This window comes from Zoogloea dura, from assembly GCF_012927165.1.
GTDB classification, from domain to species: Bacteria; Pseudomonadota; Gammaproteobacteria; order Burkholderiales; family Rhodocyclaceae; genus Zoogloea; species Zoogloea dura.
Window position 1 is genome coordinate 89842 of record NZ_JABBGA010000019.1, and the last position, 17077, is coordinate 106918.

Consider the following 17077-nt stretch of genomic DNA (forward strand, 5'->3'; position numbering starts at 1 on the left):
CCCCGCACCCGGCCCTCCCGGGCGGTGCGGAGCCGATCAGGGCCCGCTTCGGCGGGCCTTTCTCATGCCAGGCTGTGGATGGCCGCGGCGTCGGCGAGGATCGCCCGCAGCAACTGCCAGGCCTTGCCCACCGACTCCACCTCGACCCGCTCGCCCGGCGCATGGGCGCCGCGGATGGTCGGGCCGAAGGACACGATGTCCATGTCCGGATAGCGGCTGCCGATGATGCCGCACTCCAGGCCCGCATGGATGACCTTGACGCTGGACTCTCCGCCGCCGGACTCTCCGCCGAATTCCCGGCGGAACGCCTGCCGGCACAGGGCCAGCAGGGGCGAGTCCGGGTTGGGCGCCCAGCCGGGGTAATCCCCTGACTTGAGCGCGGTGCTGCCCGACAGGCTGAAGAGGCTGACGATCTCGTCGGCCAGGGCCTGGCTGCCGCTGTCGATCAGGGAACGGACCATGAAGTTGCAATGGCCTCCGTCCGGGCCCAGCCTCACCACCCCGAGGTTGTTCGAGGTTTCCACCACGCCGGCCACGCTCAGGCTGCGCCGGCGCACCCCGTGGGGGGCGGCGTGCAGGGTGGCCAGCCAGACGGCCTGCTCGGCGGCATCCAGCAGGCTGCGGGTGTCATCCAGAGCGGCTGCCAGGCGCAGTCCTTGGTCCACACCCTGCAGCTCGCGCCGCAGGCGGGCCTGCCAGTCGGCCAGAAGCGCTGCGAGCTGATCGCCCGATCCGGCGGGCAGGGCTACCACGGCCTGTGCTTCCCGCGGCAGGGCATTGCGGGCCGTGCCGCCGTCGAGTGAGGCGAGGCGCAGCGGCAGGCTGTCTTCCAGGGCCCGCATGACCCTCACCAGCAGCTTGATGGCATTGCCCCGCTCTTCGTGGATGTCCACGCCGGAGTGGCCGCCGCGCAGACCATCGAGGGTGATGCGCCAGGCCTGCCAGCCCGCTGGCATGTCCGCCGGGCGGCCGGGGCGGTCCACGTTCACGTCCAGGCCACCGGCGCAGCCGAGATAGAACTCGCCCCAGTCCTCGGTATCCAGATTGAGCATCAGGCTGCCATTCAGCAGGCCGGCCTGAAGCCCCTGGGCGCCTCCCATGCCGGCTTCTTCGTCCACGGTGAACAGGGCTTCCAGGGGGCCGTGGGTCAGTGCCTTGTCTTCCAGGGTGGCGAGGATCAGGGCCGCGCCGATACCGTTGTCGGCGCCCAGGGTGGTGTCCTCGGCGATCAGCCATCCATCGCTCAGGCGCGGGCGGATCGGGTCGCGGGAGAAGTCGTGAACGGTGCCGGTGTTCTTCTGGCAGACCATGTCGAGATGCGCCTGCAGCACCACGCCCGGTGCCGCTTCGCAGCCGGGGCTGGCCGGCTTGCGGATGATCAGGTTGCCGGCCGTATCCACCCGGGCCGCCAGGCCAAGGCCGTCGGCCCACTGCTGCAGGTGCTCGCGCAGCGCCGCTTCCTGCCTGGACTGGCGGGGAATGCGGCAGAAGCGTTCAAAGTGGCGCCAGACAATGGCGGGTTGCAGGTCGGAGAGCAGGTCGGCGGTGCTGGGCATGGTGCGTGGAGAGGCCGTTGTGGAATTGCCGGAGCTTACCGCGTCTGCTCCGGCGCATCAGCTACCGGGCCGGAGGCGGCCCTGGATGAGGGCGGCAGCAACTTGATTCGGGTCAAAGCCGTCCAGGGCTGCCAGCGAATAGCATCCGTTCCGCCAGCTGCCTGACCAGGCAGCCTTGTACCTACCCCGAAACGAGAGAGAATTTTCCATGTCCATGACCCGAATCCTTCCCCTTCTCCTGGTCGGCTTGCTGGCCGCCTGTGGAAAGTCCGAGACGCCGCCGGCCGCCGCCCCCGCTGCTGCCCCGGCTGCCGCCGCACCCGCCCCGGCGCCCGTCGCCACGGCCGATGGCGGGAAGGGCGCCGATATCTTCAAGAAGACCTGCGCCATGTGCCACCAGACCGGCGTGGCCGGGGCGCCCAAGCTGGGTGACAAGGCTGACTGGGGGCCGCGCATCGCGCAGGGGCAGGATGTGCTCTACAAGCATGCCATCGAGGGCTTCAACGGCAACAAGGGCGCCATGCCGGCCAAGGGCGGCAGCCCGTCCCTGTCGGATGAAGAAATGAAGCTGGCGGTGGACTTCATCGTCGCCAAGGCCCAGTGACAGGCACCCCGCGGTGGCTTGAATGACAGCGGGCGCCGAGGGCGCCCTTGAACGAGTCTCCTCTGGACGGGCGCGCACCCCCCGTGCGCCCGGGCCCGGCCGCAGCATTGCGGCCGGGCTTCTTTTTTCGTCGCTGGGCCGTCCCAAGACGAAAAAGCGCCCCCTCGGGGGGCAGCGATCCGCGCAGCGGTAAGCGTGGGGGTAATTTTTCGTCGCTGGGCCGTCCCAAGACGAAAAAGCGCCCCCTCGGGGGGCAGCGATCCGCGCAGCGGTAAGCGTGGGGGTAATTTTTCGTCGCTGGGCCGTCCCAAGACGAAAAAGCGCCCCCTCGGGGGGCAGCGATCCGCGCAGCGGTAAGCGTGGGGGTAATTTTTCGTCGCTGGGCCGTCCCAAGACGAAAAAGCGCCCCCTCGGGGGGCAGCGATCCGCGCAGCGGTAAGCGTGGGGGTAATTTTTCGTCGCCGGGCCGTCCCAAGACGAAAAAGCGCCCCCTCGGGGGGCAGCGATCCGCGCAGCGGTAAGCGTGGGGGTAATTTTTCGTCGCCGGGCCGTCCCAAGACGAAAAAGCGCCCCCTCGGGGGGCAGCGATCCGCACAGCGGTAAGCGTGGGGGTAATTTCTCTGCGGTGCCTCTGATCCGCCCGGTCGAGGCGGAAGCTGCTTCTCCGGGCTATGCTGCAGATGCGGCTCGCATTGGCGGGCCGTGCGTCCAGGGCACGGAGGGGAGCATGAACATCGGAGCGGTAGTGGGCGACTGGGGGGCCGGAGCGGTCAATGCCCGGCAGGATGTGGAGTGCGTGCAGGCCTTGCTTACCCGGCTTGCCCGGCGCCTGGGGCGGACCGCCCTGGACCCGCTTGGCGTCGATGGCAGCATTGCCCGACCGCCCGCGACATCAAGCACCGTGGCGGCGATCCGGGCCTTCCAGGCTTATGCGGGTGTCGGTGTGGATGGCTGGATCGCACCGGGCGGAGAGACCTGGCGGCGCCTCGTGGACGCGGCTTCGGCCTGTGCGGGCGGACCGGCGGCGGGCGACGCCTGCTTTCCCTTCGCCCGGCCGGCGGTGGCGGACTGGACCCACGCGCCACGTTCGTTCGGCTCGAACCGCAGCAGCGGACGGCGTGCCCACGCGGGCTGCGATCTGTACGCGCCGGTGGGGCGGCAGATCCACGCGGTTCGGGACGGGGTGGTCATGCGCGACCCCTATCCCTTCTACGCCCAGACCGATGCCCTGGAGATCGACCATGGTGACTTCGTCATCCGCTATGGCGAGATCCAGCAGGACTGCTCCTTGCGCCAGGGCGACAAGGTTACCGGCGGGCAGGTGATCGCCCGGGTCGGGTTGCTGGTGGGCATCAGCGTGCCCAGCGCGATGCTGCACCTCGAAATGTACGACGGCAGCGGGCAGGGCAGCCTGACGGTGGCGGAGAGCGCGTCGGCACGGCGCGCCGACGGTGTGCCCTATCTGCGCCGTGCCGACCTGATGGATCCGACGCCCTTCCTCAATCAGTGGAAGTTGAGGCTGGCGCCATGAGCCGGGTTCCGGCCCTTCTCCTTGCCGGGGTCTTGTGCTGTGGCGGTGGCCTGGCCCGCGCATCTGCCTGTGCCGATGCGCCGGCGGGCGCCCTGAGTGGCGACGTGGATGGTGATGGTCGGCCGGACCGCGTGTGGATGCAGCCGGTGGGCGGTGGGCTGGCGGGGCGGGCGCGTGCCTACGATCCGTGGCGGGGCCAAGTGCGCGCCGTGGAGCGGGGGCGCCCGACCCTGGTCGTCGCCTGGGGGCGGCCGGTGGTGGCGGGCGGCGCTTGCGCCCTGGTGCAGAACCGCCGCTTTTTCTCCACGCCGATCTGGGATGCCGATCCGCCACCCCTGGCGCTACTGGCCCGCGCGGCGCCGGAAGCGCAGGCTTTTGCGGGGCGGCAGACCCTGCGCTGGCGGGGCGATGGGATCCTGCTGGGCACGGAGGCGGGCGTCGACATCCTGCTCTACTGGGATGGCCGCCGTTTCCGGATTGCCTACAGCGGCGAGCAGCCCTGATCCGTGTCGTTCAATGCTGGTGGGCGTTGCCGAGGCTCTTGATCAGCTCCCGGGTGATGTCCGGGTAGGTGAGGACGCGGCCGCCCTGGGCCTTGGCGTGGGCATCGGCTGCCGCACGGGAGGCAAAGGCGGGCAGGTTGGGCTCGTTCATCGGGCCGCGGGCCTGGGAGCCGCTTACGTAGAAGGCCTTGCGCGCATCGGTCCACGCCCGGGTACCGTAGTCGGCCACCCAGATCGCGCCCACGTCGGCTGATGTGTGACGCTTGTCGAAGACGATCATGTTGTTGAGAAAGCGGAACAGGTCCACCGGGGAGTCGAAGCTGCTGGCGCTCTGGTCGTTGAAGACGATCTGGGCCATCCACTGGGGACTCAGGGCGGGGTACATGCCGCAGACGGGGCAGCGGGTGTTGCGCGCCACCTCCCTGGGAGAGAGATCGGCGGCAAGGCTGCTTCCCGCACCAAGGGCAAACAGGGTGGTGGCGAGCAGGGCGGCCCGCAGGCGCTGGGTCATGGTACGGCTCCGGAAAGACGGTTCTCGAGCAGGGGGTCGGCGAGGACTGCCTCGAGGACCGCAGCCAGATTCTCCCACGGGGCGGCGCCGCAGCGGGTGAGCGGGTCGTGGTGGAGCTGGCCGTCTTCATCGTGCAGGTGATTGGGGAAGGTGGCCAGGTTGTCGTGCAGTGGCGCCGTGTCGATGCGCAGCAGCGCCTCGCCCCAGGTCCAGGTGAAGGCGTAGGCATTGGGCGCGGCAATGCGGGCTTCGAGCGTCACGCCGTTGAAGAGATGTACGGTGAGGGCGTCCAGGTGGGGCTCGACGGGGCCGGCGAGTTGCGGGCCGTAGTGCTCTTCGAGGCGCTGGGAGAGTTCAAGGAGCAGGTTCATCGGCTTTGGGCTTCTTCGAGCCGGGTGGCGAGTTCGGCCCGGATCTGGCCCGTCAGGCCGGCCAGGATGCGGGCGGACAGGTAGTCCTCGTAGCCCGGGTGTTCGGGAATGTCGCCGGCGACAATGCAGGCGAGGGCCTGGGCGTCGTCGGCCGCACCCAGGCGGGCCAGCACTTCGTCGCGGGCGCTGCGCACCTCGTAAAGCAGGCGGGCGAGTTTTTCGATTTCGAGGGCTTCGTCCGGGGCCAGGCCGCCGTAGATGGGATCCATGGCTTACATCCTCTTGTCGTGCAGGGCGCCGCCGTCAAGGCGGGTCATGTCGGGGGTGATCTCGGCAAAGGCGAGGACCTTGCCGCCTTCTGCGTCGGCAAACTTCTGTGCGCTTTCGCGGCTGCCGAAGGACGGCAGGGTGGGGCCCATGGCGCCGCGCTTCTTGGAACCGACCACGTAGAAGGCCGACTTGGCATCGATCCAGGCGCCGCGGGGCATGTTCCAGTCCGCCCTGGCCATGTCCTGCACGAAGGCGGCGGACACCAGCCGGGCCTGTTCGGGCTTGAGCAGCAGGGCGAACATTTCCATGGTGTCGCAGTAGAACTCGGGGGCGGCCTGGCCGCTGTAGTGGATCTGCGCCTTGGGGCCGGGGTAGTCGGCGAGGAGCATGCCGTCCAGCGCGCAGAAGCTCTCCTGGGTGATGTCCTGAGCGGTGACGGGGGCCTCGGCATTCTTGCCGCAGGCGCTGAGCAACAGCGCGCAGGCGAGCAGCGCGACGGTGAGCCCGGGGAGGCGGTGGGTGTTCATCGTTCGAATCTCCAGATGGCCACGGCGAGGGGGCCGATGATCCAGGCGAGCATCACGCCGCCCAGGGTGGCCGGATGGCTGAGGGCCTCGGGGAAGACGGTGGCGAGACCGTAGAGGGTGCGGACTTCATCCAGGCTGAAGATGTTGAGCACGCGGAAGACGTCTGCCGGGTTGAGCAGCAGCAGGTAGGGGAAGATGGCGCCGCCATACTCGCCGGCGGTGAGCACGAGGGCGCCGAGGATGATCATGTCGAAGACCAGCACGAAGAAGAACCAGGTGGCAATGGCCAGCCCGGAGGCGCGGGTGCGGTCGCCGGCGAAGACCGACAGCATCAGGGCCAGGCTCAGGAAGGTGAGGCCCAGCAGCAGCGCCGAGAGCATGAAGCCGGCGTAGTGGAAGAGGGCGTCGAGGCGGATCTGCGGCGACAGGATCAGCCCGGCCGCACCAAAGCCTGCCAGGGTGGAGAAGGTCAGCGCGCCGGCCAGCCCGGCGTACTTGCCGAGGATGACTTCGCGGCGGGTGATGGGGAGGGTCAGCAGCAGTTCCAGCGAGCCCCGTTCCCGCTCGCCGACGATCGCGTCGAAGCCGAGGATCAAGGCGATCAGGGGGATCAGGTAGATCACCAGGCTGACCAGGGAGGCGATGGTCACGTCGATGGAGTGAAAGCCCACGCTGCCCTGCTGGGCGCTGCCGAAGTAGGCGATGACCAGGGCGAACACCGTGAACACCAAGGCCACGGCGAGTACCCAGCGGTTGCGGATGCGGTCCTGGAATTCCTTGCCGGCGACGATGCCGATCTGTCTGAAGTCGATGGAGAACATGGCCTCAGTTCCGGTAGCCGAAGAACACGTCTTCGAGGGAGGGTTCGTGGACCTGCAGGTCGCGCAGGGTTTCGCCCAGGGTGGCCAGGCGTGTCAGGGCCGGCATCTTGGCTTCGCGGGGCAGGCGGATGTGGATCAGGCTGCCCGTCTCGTCGATGCGCTCGACCTCCAGGCCCGCCAGGACACGGGTGACCTGCTCGCGCAGGCCCGCACCGCCGGCGATCTCGAGGGTCAGCGGCAGGTTCATCGCCTCGCGCAAGGCCTGCACGCTGCCGCAGGCGCGGATGCGGCCGTCCTCCATGATGGCCAGGCGGTCCACCCGCTCCTGGATCTCGGCCAGGATGTGGGAGGTGAGGACCATGGTCACGCCGTCGTCGCGCAGCTCCCGCAGGATCCGGTAGAAGTCGCGGATGGCCTCGGGGTCGAGGCCGGTGGTGGGCTCGTCGAGGAAGAGCAGGCGTGGCTGGCCAAGCAGGGCCTGGGCAAAGCCGAGGCGCTGGCGCATCCCCTTGGAGTATTCGCGTACCCGGCGGGTCCGGGCATGGCCCAGCCCGACCTTGTCGAGCAGCACGGTGCAACTGCTGCGTGGTACGGTCTTGAGGTCGGCAAAGAAGTGCAGGGTCTCCAGGCCGGTGAGGTTGTCGTAGAGCACCACGTTCTCGGGCAGGTAGCCGATGCGCCGCCGTACGTCACGAAAGCGCGGTCCGCCCACGGCCTCGCCGTCGAGGTGAATCTGGCCGCTGCTGGCCGGGATGAGTCCCAGCATCATCTTGAAGAGGGTGCTCTTGCCGGCGCCGTTGTGGCCGATCAGGCCGAACAGTTCGCCCGGGACGATGGACAGGTCCACCCCCTTGACGGCCTGCACGGGGCCGAAGTCCTTGGTGACGCCGCGGGCGTCAACGATGTTGCTTGCCAAGCCAGTGTCTCCAGTCGGAATGGTCGGGACGCATGCGAGGGGCCGGGTCCACGATGCTCGGTGCACGCAGCAGCGGGAACTGGCGGGCCACCAGGCGCAGGGTTTGAATGGCCGGGCTGGCCAGCAGCAGCTTGAGCAGGGGGTGCCGCCACGACAGGCGGTCCACCAGGTCGTTGGCCTCGTAGGGGACATCGCCGCGGCCATCGCCATTGCGGTCCCAGCCCAGGTAGTTGCTCCAGTGGTTGCCTTCCTTGGCACCCCAGGTTTCATCCCGGGCGGCGACATACTTCACCTGCTCACGGTTGGCGATGAAGTCGTTGCGTTCGACCACGTTGCGCACCGATCCGGCCCACAGATGCACGCCAACCTGGTTGTCCACCACCAGATTGCCCCGCAGGGTGTTGTATTCGGCGTCGTAGATGAAGAAGCCACGGGCGTTGCCGGCCACCACGTTGTTCTCCACCACGGCGTCCTGGATGGTGCGCAGCATGATGCCGTGGTCGGTGTTGCCCCAGGCCCGGTTGTTGCGCACCACTTGGTCGCGCACTTCCATCAGGGCCAGTCCGCCCCGGTTGAAGTAGGTGTCGTTGTCCTCCCACAGGTTGTGGTAGGAGTTCATGTAGTGGGTTCCGTAGCGGCTGTGGTGCATGCGGTTGCCACGGAAGATGGCCTTGTGGGAGACGTCCACATAGATCGCGTCGCGGACGAAGCTGATGTTGTTGCCTTCGATGCGGGCACCCGTGGTGTTGTAGAGCTGGATGCCGTTGCCGCGCTGGGAGGAGTCCAGGTCCCGCTTGCCGGTGATCAGGTTGTGTTCGATCACCACGTCGTCGGCCTTCTCGATCCACAGCCCGAACAGGGTGTAGCTGAAGTCGCAGCGGGTTACCCGGGCCCGGTGGCTACCGGGACGCAGGTAGATGCCGGAATTCTGCTCGCCGAGGTCGGCGCCGGAGTTGGCGACGATGAGGCCTTCTATGTGTACGTCGGGGGCGCTGACGCGGATGGTGTCGCCCTTGCCGCCGCCGTCGATGGTGGGCCGGTCCTGGCCCGTCAGGCTGAGGGGCCGGGTGATGCGCAGGCTTTCCCGGTAGATGCCGCGGGCCACGTGGACCGTATCACCGGGGGCGGCGCGATCGATGGCTGCCTGGATCGACTCACCCGGCTTGACCAGCCAGTCCGCAGCGCCAGCCGGAGACGACGCCAGTAGTGCCGCCGGCAGGGCCAGAGTGGCGAGCAGGCGGGGCAGCGGACGGAGCGGGGCAGGGAGGCGCCGGAGCGGACGGTGGAGCATCGGGGATCAGCTGTCGGAATTGGCGCCAGTGTGGCGCGCCGTCCGGGATCCCGCCTTGATTCAGGTGAAGTTGTGCCTCCGGTGGATGCACGATTGGAGGAGCAGGGGGAGGGTCTGAGGATGCAAGGGTGGAGCAGGTGAGGGTGAAGCAGGTGAGGGCCCGGCCCGGCGCCCCGATGAGCGCGCCGGGCCGGATCTTCAGGTCAGGAGCTCTGGGCGTGGGCCGCCTTGTTATGCACCAGGTCGGATTGACCGTGGTTGACCAGCAGGATGGACAGGGAAGCGATTGCCGCGGGAATGGCAATGGCCAGGAAGTTCTTCTCCAGGGGGAGTTCCATGCCGACCAGAACACCGATCAGAATCGGGGCTGTGATGGCACCGGCCCGGCCGACGCCCAGCATCATGCCCACCCCGGTGGTGCGCATGGCAACCGGGTAGAACTGGCTGGCATAGGCGCAGGTCACGATCTGGGTGCCGATGGTCGAGGCGCCAGTGATGCCGACCACCAGGAACAGGAGCTCGGTGGGCATCTTGTAGCCCAGCAGGGTGATCGAGGCCGCGGCGACCAGGTACATGCCGACCAGCACGTACTTGATATGGAAGCGGTCCGCCATCCATCCGCCGAGTCCCGCGCCCAGCATGGCGCCAAAATTGAGGACCAGCACGAAGGTCAGGGCCGAGCCCAGGCTGTAGCCGGCACTAGCCATCAGCTTGGTCAGCCATGAACTGAGGGCATAGACCATGAAGAGGCACATGAAGCAGGTGACCCAGAACATCACGGTGCTGAAGCCGCGACCATCCGTAAACAGGCTGCCGAAGGAGCCATTGGAAGCGCTCTTGCTCTTTTCAGGAATCACGAACACATCACCCGGTGCAGGCTTGTAGGAGGGCGCCATCCGGGTCAGGATGTGCTTGATCTCCTCGGTCCGGCCCTTCTTGATCAGGAAGGCCATCGACTCCGGCAGTTGCTTGAGGATGAACGGCACCAGCAGCACGGGGGCGCCGGCGGCAAGGAAGACACCCTGCCAGCCGTAGGACTCGATCAGGCCCTTGCCCAGCAGCGCCGCCAGCATGCCGCCCACGGAGTAGCCGCTGAACATCAGGGTCACCAGGGTGCTGCGCAGGCGCAGGGGCGAGTACTCGGTCATGGCGGCGATGACGTTGGGCATCACCCCGCCGATGCCGATACCAGCCAGGAAGCGCATGGCGCTGAACGAGATCGGGTCATGGGTGAAGCCCGCTGCCGCAGTGAACACACTGAACAGGATGACGCAGATCGAGACGACCAGGCGTCGTCCGATGCGGTCGGCCAGGGCACCGAAGATGATGTTGCCGAACATCATGCCGAACAGGGCCGAGCTGACCATGAAGCCGGCATTGGTCGGGCTGACGCCCATTTCCTTCATGATCGAAGGCAGGGCGATGCCGGCAACGGCCAGGTCGTAGCCATCGAATACGATGATGGCGGCGCACCAGAACAGGACCAGGCCGTGAAAGCCATTGAAGCTGGACTTGTCGGCCAGCTTGTTGACATCAATCTGTTGCATGGAATGTCTCCTCTGTTGAGTAGGGGCCTTGCGCTTTTTTTTGATTTATACGAAGCGGACGCTGACTGAGCCGAGCTGCTGGATGCGCAAGTTGATGTGATCCCCGGGTGCGACGGAGATGGCCTCGGTGACGCCGCCGGAGAGGATGGTGGTGCCGGCGGGGATCTCCTCGCCGCGGGCACCCAGGTGGTTGGCCAGCTCTGCGATGGCGGCTGCAGGGTGGCCGAGGACTGCGGCGCCGGCACCGATGGCGACGGGTTCGCCGTTCTTTTCCATCACGACTCCGAGGGTGCGGAGGTCGAGACCCGTCACGGGCACTGCGTTTCCGCCGAGCACGAAGCGGGTGGATGAGCAGTTGTCGGCGATCACGCTCTTCAGGTCGAACTTGAAGTCCTTGTAGCGGGAGTCGATCACCTCGATGCCGGGCATCACGAAGTCGGTGGCGGCCAGCACGGCTCCGATATGGCAACCAGGGCCGCTCAGGGCCTTCTTGGTGACGAACACGATCTCCGGCTCGACCTTGGGGTGGATCAGGTCGGCGTGGCGGATTTCGCCGCCATCAGAAACGCTGAAGTAGTCCACGAGCCAGCCGAAGACGGGGGTGGTGACACCCATCTGCTTCATTTTGCCGTGGGAGGTGAGGCCGGCCTTGAGGCCGACGACGCGGTTGCCGCGGGCGAGCTTGCGGCGCAGGATCTCCGCCTGGATCGCATAGGCGTCATCCCAGTCCATGTCGGGATGGGCTTCGGTGATCTTGGTGACTTCGTAGGCCTTCAGTTCGGCGGTCTCGAGGAGCTCGGCCAGTTCGGCGATGGTCTTTTCGTTGAGGTTCATGTCGTTGGATCCTTGTTTAGACAAAGCGGACGGAACAGCCGCCGATTTCGCCGATGGCAATGCGCAGGTTGTCGCCGGCTGCAACCGGCACCATGGCGCCGAGGGCGCCGGAGAGCACGATGTCGCCGGCCTTCAGGGAGATGCCCAGGCTGCCAAGGGTGTTGGCGAGCCAGACCACGGCGTTGATGGGAGAGGCCATGGTGGCGGCGCCGGCGCCGGTCACCACGACATCGCCGTTCTTCTCCATGGCCATGCCGCACAGGCTCAGGTCCAGGTCGCGGATGTCGACGAGCTGGTCGCCCAGCACGAAGACACCGCAGGAGGCGTTGTCTGCCACCGTGTCCTGGATCTTGATCTGCCAGTTCTCGATGCGGGAGTCGACGATCTCGAAGCAGGCCATCACGCCCTCTGTGGCCGCCAGCACATCGGCGGCGGTAACCCCCGGACCCTGCAGATCGTGTTTCAGCAGGAACGCGATCTCGCCCTCGGCCTTGGGCTGGATGAGGGTGTCGATGGCGATCGACTCGCCTTCGTTGTAAACCATGCCGTCGAGCAGGTAGCCGAAGTCGGGCTGCCCCACGCCCAGCATGTTCATCACCGCCTTGCTGGTCACCCCGATCTTGCTGCCGATGACCCGCTCGCCCTTCTCGATCCGGCGGGCGATCATGCGCTGCTGGACGTGGTAGGCGTCGGCAAGGCTCATTCCGGGATGGCGGCTGGTCAGCGGGGGGATGGGCCGGCGCGCGCGCAAGGCCTCGTAGAGTTCGTCGCCCAGGGCGTCGAGGGTTGCGGTATCCATGGGTTCGCTCCGCCCGCTCACAGCTTGATGCAGATGTTCTTGAGCTCGGTGTAGAACTCAAGGGAGTGAACGCCGCCTTCACGGCCGATGCCGGACTGCTTGGCGCCGCCGAAGGCGGTGCGCAGGTCGCGCAGGAACCAGCTGTTGACCCAGGCGATGCCTACTTCCATCTGCTGGGCGACGCGGTTGGCACGGGACACGTTGGTGGTCCAGATGGCGGTGGCCAGGCCATATACGTTGTCGTTGGCCTTCTCGAGCACTTCCTCCTCGGTGTCGAAGGGGGCGATGTGGCAGCAGGGGCCGAAGATCTCTTCCTTGATGACGCGGGCGGTCTCGGGCAGGCCGGTCCAGATGGTGGGCTGGACCCAGCAGCCATCCTTGAGGTGGTCCGGCATGTCCGGGATGCCGCCGCCGGTGACCACGGTGGCGCCGTCCTCGACGGCGATCCGCATGTAGGACAGCACCTTGTTCTGGTGCTCCTTGCTGACCAGGGGGCCCATGTTGGTGGCGGGGTCCTCGGGGACGCCGATCTTGAGGTTCTCGGCACCGGCCTTCATGGCGGCGACGAACTTGTCGAAGATGGGACGTTCCACGTAGACCCGCTCGGTGCCCAGGCAGACCTGGCCGCAGTTGGCGAAGCAGGAGCGCAGGGTGCCTTCGATGGCCGCGTCGAAATCGGCATCGGCGAACACGATGGCGGCGTTCTTGCCGCCCATCTCCAGGGAGATCGGGCGGGAGCCGTTGGCGGCGGCCTTCATGATGATCTCGCCGGTGCGGGTCTCGCCCGTGAAGGTGAGGGCGTTGACGTCCGGGTGGGTGGTGAGGAATTCACCCGCGGAGTTCGGGCCGAAACCATGGACGACGTTGTAAACCCCCTTCGGGATCCCGACCTTGTTCATGACTTCGCCGAGCAGCGTGGCGGTGCGGGGGGTCTCTTCGGACGGCTTGACCACCACGGTGTTGCCACAGGCGAGCGCAGGGCCGACCTTCCAGGTCATCAGCAGCAGGGGCAGGTTCCACGGGCAGATCACGCCGACCACGCCGACCGGGGAACGGTAGGTGTAGTTGATGGCGGTGCTGCCGTCGGGGGTGGCCGTTTCGAAGAACTCACCGGAGACGTTCTTCACCATGTCGGCGAAGGCCTTGAAGTTGGAGGCGCCGCGGGGAATGTCGATGTGGGAGGCGAGGCTGCGGGGCTTGCCCGTATCGGCGCATTCCGCTTCCAGGAATTCGTCGAAGCGGTTGTTGATCTCGGCGACCAGGGCTTCGAGCAGATCAACGCGCTGGTTCAGGGTCATCTTGCCCCAGGGGCCCTTGAGGGCGGCCTGGGCAGCGGCGACCGCCGCATCCACTTCGGCCTTGCCGGCTTCCGCGACCTGGCCGATCACGGCGTTGTTGATCGGATTGCGGTTTTCGAACCAGCGGTCGGTGGAGACGTACTCGCCGTTGATGAAGTTGAGGATTTCTTTTTGCATTGTCGTGGTGTCCTGTTTCTTGGGGAGGGAGGGAGCGTCTGCGGGGACTGCGGTGGGGTCAGCTCACGACGGACAGGAAGCGCTCGTTGAGCTTCCGGTCGTGGTAGAAGATGCCGGTCCCGACTTCCTCGAAGGTCCAGGTCAGCGGCTTGTGGTCCGGGTAGGTGTCATATCCGCCTGAGAAGGTCTCGAAGCGGTTGCCCGAGGGATCGAAGGCATAGATGGTGGTGCCGCGGGTGATGCCGTGGCGGGTGGGGCCGATGTCGATGGACACTTTGTTCATCGACATCATGTCTGCCGCGCGCAGGACCTGCTCCCAGCTTTGCAGCAGGAAGGACAGGTGGTGCAGCTTGGCCGGCTCGGGGTGAAGGACGAAGGCCAGGTCGTGGGCCTTGTGGGAGCACGAGACGAAGATGGCAAGCAGCGCCACGCCATCTTCCATCAGGACCTGTTCGACGAGATGGAAGCCAAGGACTTCCGTCAGGAGCTTGAGGGCGCCTTCGATGTCCGGGCCGTAGAGCAGGCAGTGATCGAAGCGGACGGGCGCAATGCCTTGTTCCGCCTGGGGTGTCCACGGGTCGGGGTTGACGTAGGGCTGGCCGTTGCCGATATCGGTCTTGTCGGCATACAGCTCCATGATGTGCCCGGTGGGCAGGGTGAAGCGGACGCGTTCACCGGTTTCCAGAAGATCGCCGGCCTGCAGGCGCTCCGTGCTTATGCCGTAGGCCTTGAGGTCGGCATCGAGCTTTTCCAGGGTTGCGCGGTCGCGGACCTTGAATCCGATGAAGTCCATGCCGGCCGAGTCTGCTTCGCGCAGGATCACGCTGTGGTGGTCGCGCTCGTCCCAGGCCTTGAGATAGACGCGCCCCGAGCTGTCCCGACCGGTTTCGATGAGGCCGAGAACGCGGGTATAGAAGTCGACGCTCTCATCCAGGTCAAGTGCACGCACCTGGACGTGGCCAGGGCGCATGACGCCTGTGGTAGTCATTTTGTCTCCTCACTGTTGTGATGGTGTTTTGTTTGTTATGTGCAGCTTCTGATGAAGACGGTCTGCGCCGTATCCGGACCCGGATGGGAGGAGGCCCGGACTAGGGAGGGCGGCCGACCGTCTTCCCGGACAAGATTAGATTTACTGCCGTAACGGCAATATCCGGTTTGTTGGGGATCGATATCCGCTTATCAATGAAGCCGTGCGCTCTGCAGAATGGATATAAATCGCGAAGAAAGCGGATATATCCCCGCTGTGTGGGGCTTCTATCATCTTCATGTCGGATACCGGGCACAGGCTGTGCACCAGTATTTCAAGGTCTCGGGAAGTGACTAATAAGGATCAGGCGGGCAGCCGACACGCTACGCCCAATGGAGACAAGACTATGAGTTATACGATTGCCCTGAATTTCGAGGACGGGGTGTCCCGCTTCATTACCTGCAGCCCTTCGGAGACTGTTGCCGATGCCGCCTACAGACAGGGCATCAACGTGCCGATCGACTGTCGTGACGGCGCATGTGGGACCTGCAAGTGCTTTGCCGAGGTGGGTGAGTTCGTCATGGGGGACTACATCGAGGATGCCCTCAGCGAAGCCGAGGCCAAGGAGGGCTATGTGCTGACGTGCCAGATGCGTCCGAAGAGCGACTGTGTCGTGCTGGTGCCGGCTTCGTCGGCGGTCTGCAATACCAAGCAGGGTGGCTATGCGACAAAGGTCCGGGAAGTGCGCCGTCTTTCAGACAGCACCTTCTCCCTGATCCTGGAGGGGAGCGAGCTGAACAAGCTGAGCTTCCTGCCCGGCCAGTACGCCAATGTCCAGGTGCCCGGCCATGGTGTCCACCGCGCCTATTCGTTCAGTTCCACGGTGAGGGAGGGGGTGGTGTCCTTCCTGATCCGCAATGTGCCTGGTGGCCTGATGAGCGGCTTCCTCAGCGGCCAGGCCGCGCCGGGCATGGACATGCAGCTGGTGGGGCCGCTCGGCAGCTTCTATCTCAGGGAGATCCGCCGGCCCGTGTTGATGCTCGCGGGGGGGACCGGCCTGGCTCCCTTCCTGGCAATGCTCGACAGGATCGTTGCCAGCGGTGGCAGCGCTCATCCCATCCACCTCATCTATGGCGTCAATACCGACCGTGACGTGGTCGAGATTGATCGTCTCGAAGCCTTCGCTTCCATCCTGCCCAACTTCACCTACGCGGTTTGTGTAGTCGATGCGGGCAGTGTCCAGCCCCGCAAGGGCTATGTGACCCAGCACATCGAACCGGCCCAGCTCAATGACGGCGATGTGGACATCTACCTCTGCGGCCCCCCGCCGATGGTCGAAGCCGTTTCCGGCTTTCTCAAGGAGCGCAACGTCCAGTCTGCCTCCTTCCATTACGAGAAGTTTGCTGCCAGCACCTGAACGCTGAGGATACCCATCTCTATCACATGGGTATCCGATTGTTCTTTCCGCTACGCGTCCCTTCCCCAGGCCACTGGCCTGTGGACCGCGTGCGTGCGGGGTTCCTGTTCCTGTCATGCCGATTGATGGGCGCCTGTTTGCGCGCCTGCTCGGCACGCTAATCGATGCGCCGGGAGCGTGCGGCCAGATTGCCGGGCTCCCGGGCAAATAAACAGTTGAGGGGTCACCGATGTCATCAACCACAAAGACCAACCCATTCACCCAGGAGACCGGCATCATCAACCTGGGTGGGATAGACGCGATCGTGCGGCTGACGCTGGACCAGGTGCGCACGGACGCGCGTCGGGGTCTCAAGACCGGGATGTTCGTCTCGGGCTACCGGGGCTCCCCGGTAGGCATGCTGGACGCAGCGCTGATCAAGCAGCAGAAACACCTGCTCGAACAGAACATCCACTTCGTGGACGGCATCAACGAAGACCTGGCCGCCACCGCCGTGTGGGGCACCCAGATGCTGCACACCGTGGGCGGCCAGAAGTTCGACGGGGTCACCGGCCTGTGGTACGGCAAGGCCCCGGGCGTGGACCGCTCCGGTGATGCCCTCAAACACGCCAACTACACCGGCATCGGCAAGAACGGTGGCGTGCTCGCCATCGTCGGCGACGACCCCAGCTGCAAGAGCTCGTCCCTCGCCAGCCAGAGCGAACCCATGCTCTTTCACGTCGGCATCCCCTCCCTCTACCCGGGCAACGTCCAGGAGATCCTCGACCTGGGCCTGCACGGCTACAACCTGTCGCGCATGGCCGGTGTGTGGATGGGCATGAAGATCGTCACCAACGTCGCCGACGGCACCGGCAGCGCCCTGGTCTCCCCCGAGCGGCTCAACTTCGTCACCCCCGACCTGGAATTCGACGGCCAGCTGTTCACCCCGCGCATGAACCTCGGCATGAACGTGCGCGCCGACGCCCTCGAGATGGAGCAATCCCTCTACACCCGGCGCCTCGAAGTGGTGAAGCGCTACGCCCGCGCCAACAAGCTCAACAACATCGTCTTCGAGAACCGCGACGCCTGGCTCGGCATCCTCACCGCCGGCAAGACCTACAACGACCTCAAGCAGGCCTTCCTCGAGATGGGCCTGGA

17 protein-coding genes and 1 pseudogene are annotated in these 17077 nt (G+C 66.1%); 5 read left to right on the forward strand and 13 right to left on the reverse strand.

Annotation, left to right across the window (positions count from 1 at the left end):
• Positions 1-62: 62 nt before the first annotated feature.
• Positions 63-1556, reverse strand: a complete 1494-nt coding sequence (locus HHL15_RS19270; RefSeq protein ID WP_169147430.1) for an aminoacyl-histidine dipeptidase — start codon at positions 1554-1556, stop codon at positions 63-65.
• Positions 1557-1764: 208 nt separating this feature from the next.
• Here HHL15_RS19270 and HHL15_RS19275 point away from each other — a divergent pair, with 208 nt between their 5' ends.
• From HHL15_RS19275 to HHL15_RS19285, 3 genes are all read left to right on the forward strand, one after another.
• Positions 1765-2160: a c-type cytochrome gene (locus HHL15_RS19275; RefSeq protein WP_169147431.1), complete on the forward strand. Its 396-nt coding sequence runs from the start codon at positions 1765-1767 to the stop codon at positions 2158-2160.
• 727 nt (positions 2161-2887) lie between these two features.
• A complete protein-coding gene (locus tag HHL15_RS19280; RefSeq protein WP_169147432.1) occupies positions 2888-3691 on the forward strand; it encodes a M23 family metallopeptidase in 804 nt (267 codons plus the stop codon).
• Complete coding sequence (locus tag HHL15_RS19285; protein ID WP_169147433.1) at positions 3688-4194, forward strand: hypothetical protein; 507 nt, start codon at positions 3688-3690, stop codon at positions 4192-4194. The genes HHL15_RS19280 and HHL15_RS19285 overlap by 4 nt, the downstream gene beginning before the upstream one ends.
• Positions 4195-4204: 10 nt before the next feature.
• Here the strand turns inward: HHL15_RS19285 and HHL15_RS19290 are convergent, their stop codons facing one another.
• The 12 genes from HHL15_RS19290 to HHL15_RS19345 all read right to left on the reverse strand — a co-directional run bounded on the left by HHL15_RS19290 (position 4205) and on the right by HHL15_RS19345 (position 14544).
• Complete coding sequence (locus tag HHL15_RS19290; RefSeq protein ID WP_169147434.1) at positions 4205-4705, reverse strand: nitrous oxide reductase accessory protein NosL; 501 nt, start codon at positions 4703-4705, stop codon at positions 4205-4207.
• Positions 4702-5076 (reverse strand): toxin-antitoxin system TumE family protein, encoded by a 375-nt coding sequence (locus HHL15_RS19295; protein ID WP_169147435.1) that lies wholly within the window; start codon positions 5074-5076, stop codon positions 4702-4704. The genes HHL15_RS19290 and HHL15_RS19295 overlap by 4 nt, the downstream gene beginning before the upstream one ends.
• The gene (locus HHL15_RS19300) at positions 5073-5345 is read right to left on the reverse strand and encodes a hypothetical protein (protein WP_169147436.1); all 273 of its coding nucleotides are present in this window, start codon (positions 5343-5345) and stop codon (positions 5073-5075) included. Before HHL15_RS19300 ends, HHL15_RS19295 begins: the two co-directional genes overlap by 4 nt.
• Positions 5346-5348: 3 nt before the next feature.
• A complete protein-coding gene (locus tag HHL15_RS19305; RefSeq protein WP_169147437.1) occupies positions 5349-5873 on the reverse strand; it encodes a nitrous oxide reductase accessory protein NosL in 525 nt (174 codons plus the stop codon).
• Complete coding sequence (locus HHL15_RS19310; protein WP_169147455.1) at positions 5870-6685, reverse strand: ABC transporter permease subunit; 816 nt, start codon at positions 6683-6685, stop codon at positions 5870-5872. The genes HHL15_RS19305 and HHL15_RS19310 overlap by 4 nt, the downstream gene beginning before the upstream one ends.
• A gap of 13 nt (positions 6686-6698) precedes the next feature.
• Positions 6699-7610, reverse strand: a complete 912-nt coding sequence (locus HHL15_RS19315) for an ABC transporter ATP-binding protein (RefSeq protein WP_206198860.1) — start codon at positions 7608-7610, stop codon at positions 6699-6701.
• Positions 7591-8901, reverse strand: a complete 1311-nt coding sequence (locus HHL15_RS19320; RefSeq protein WP_169147438.1) for a nitrous oxide reductase family maturation protein NosD — start codon at positions 8899-8901, stop codon at positions 7591-7593. The genes HHL15_RS19315 and HHL15_RS19320 overlap by 20 nt, the downstream gene beginning before the upstream one ends.
• A gap of 203 nt (positions 8902-9104) precedes the next feature.
• A complete protein-coding gene (locus HHL15_RS19325) occupies positions 9105-10448 on the reverse strand; it encodes an MFS transporter (RefSeq protein WP_169147439.1) in 1344 nt (447 codons plus the stop codon).
• A gap of 45 nt (positions 10449-10493) precedes the next feature.
• Positions 10494-11282: a 2-oxo-3-hexenedioate decarboxylase gene (dmpH, locus tag HHL15_RS19330; RefSeq protein WP_169147440.1), complete on the reverse strand. Its 789-nt coding sequence runs from the start codon at positions 11280-11282 to the stop codon at positions 10494-10496.
• Between the two features lie 16 nt (positions 11283-11298).
• Positions 11299-12081, reverse strand: a complete 783-nt coding sequence (dmpE, locus tag HHL15_RS19335; protein ID WP_169147441.1) for a 2-oxopent-4-enoate hydratase — start codon at positions 12079-12081, stop codon at positions 11299-11301.
• 17 nt (positions 12082-12098) lie between these two features.
• Entirely contained in the window at positions 12099-13556 is a 1458-nt protein-coding gene (locus tag HHL15_RS19340; RefSeq protein ID WP_169147442.1) for a 2-hydroxymuconic semialdehyde dehydrogenase, read from the reverse strand.
• Between the two features lie 58 nt (positions 13557-13614).
• Positions 13615-14544 (reverse strand): catechol 2,3-dioxygenase, encoded by a 930-nt coding sequence (locus HHL15_RS19345; protein WP_169147443.1) that lies wholly within the window; start codon positions 14542-14544, stop codon positions 13615-13617.
• Positions 14545-14929: 385 nt separating this feature from the next.
• On the opposite strand from HHL15_RS19345, the gene benC reads away from it, so the two are divergent.
• Together benC and HHL15_RS19355 are read left to right on the forward strand one after the other, a co-directional pair.
• Positions 14930-15940, forward strand: coding sequence for a benzoate 1,2-dioxygenase electron transfer component BenC (gene benC, locus HHL15_RS19350; protein ID WP_169147444.1), 1011 nt, complete (start codon positions 14930-14932; stop codon positions 15938-15940).
• 229 nt (positions 15941-16169) lie between these two features.
• Positions 16170-17077 (forward strand): annotated as a pseudogene (locus tag HHL15_RS19355) (indolepyruvate ferredoxin oxidoreductase family protein); the annotation flags it as partial.

Coding starts and splice junctions, on each gene's coding strand:
- dmpH (WP_169147440.1), bottom strand. CDS start 11,282: ATGAACCTCAACGAAAAGACCATCGCCGAACTGGCCGAGCTCCTCGAG.
- HHL15_RS19340 (WP_169147442.1), bottom strand. CDS start 13,556: ATGCAAAAAGAAATCCTCAACTTCATCAACGGCGAGTACGTCTCCACC.
- HHL15_RS19290 (WP_169147434.1), bottom strand. CDS start 4,705: ATGACCCAGCGCCTGCGGGCCGCCCTGCTCGCCACCACCCTGTTTGCC.
- HHL15_RS19300 (WP_169147436.1), bottom strand. CDS start 5,345: ATGGATCCCATCTACGGCGGCCTGGCCCCGGACGAAGCCCTCGAAATC.
- HHL15_RS19280 (WP_169147432.1), top strand. CDS start 2,888: ATGAACATCGGAGCGGTAGTGGGCGACTGGGGGGCCGGAGCGGTCAAT.
- HHL15_RS19320 (WP_169147438.1), bottom strand. CDS start 8,901: ATGCTCCACCGTCCGCTCCGGCGCCTCCCTGCCCCGCTCCGTCCGCTG.
- HHL15_RS19285 (WP_169147433.1), top strand. CDS start 3,688: ATGAGCCGGGTTCCGGCCCTTCTCCTTGCCGGGGTCTTGTGCTGTGGC.
- HHL15_RS19270 (WP_169147430.1), bottom strand. CDS start 1,556: ATGCCCAGCACCGCCGACCTGCTCTCCGACCTGCAACCCGCCATTGTC.
- HHL15_RS19325 (WP_169147439.1), bottom strand. CDS start 10,448: ATGCAACAGATTGATGTCAACAAGCTGGCCGACAAGTCCAGCTTCAAT.
- HHL15_RS19345 (WP_169147443.1), bottom strand. CDS start 14,544: ATGACTACCACAGGCGTCATGCGCCCTGGCCACGTCCAGGTGCGTGCA.
- dmpE (WP_169147441.1), bottom strand. CDS start 12,081: ATGGATACCGCAACCCTCGACGCCCTGGGCGACGAACTCTACGAGGCC.
- HHL15_RS19275 (WP_169147431.1), top strand. CDS start 1,765: ATGTCCATGACCCGAATCCTTCCCCTTCTCCTGGTCGGCTTGCTGGCC.
- HHL15_RS19295 (WP_169147435.1), bottom strand. CDS start 5,076: ATGAACCTGCTCCTTGAACTCTCCCAGCGCCTCGAAGAGCACTACGGC.
- HHL15_RS19305 (WP_169147437.1), bottom strand. CDS start 5,873: ATGAACACCCACCGCCTCCCCGGGCTCACCGTCGCGCTGCTCGCCTGC.
- benC (WP_169147444.1), top strand. CDS start 14,930: ATGAGTTATACGATTGCCCTGAATTTCGAGGACGGGGTGTCCCGCTTC.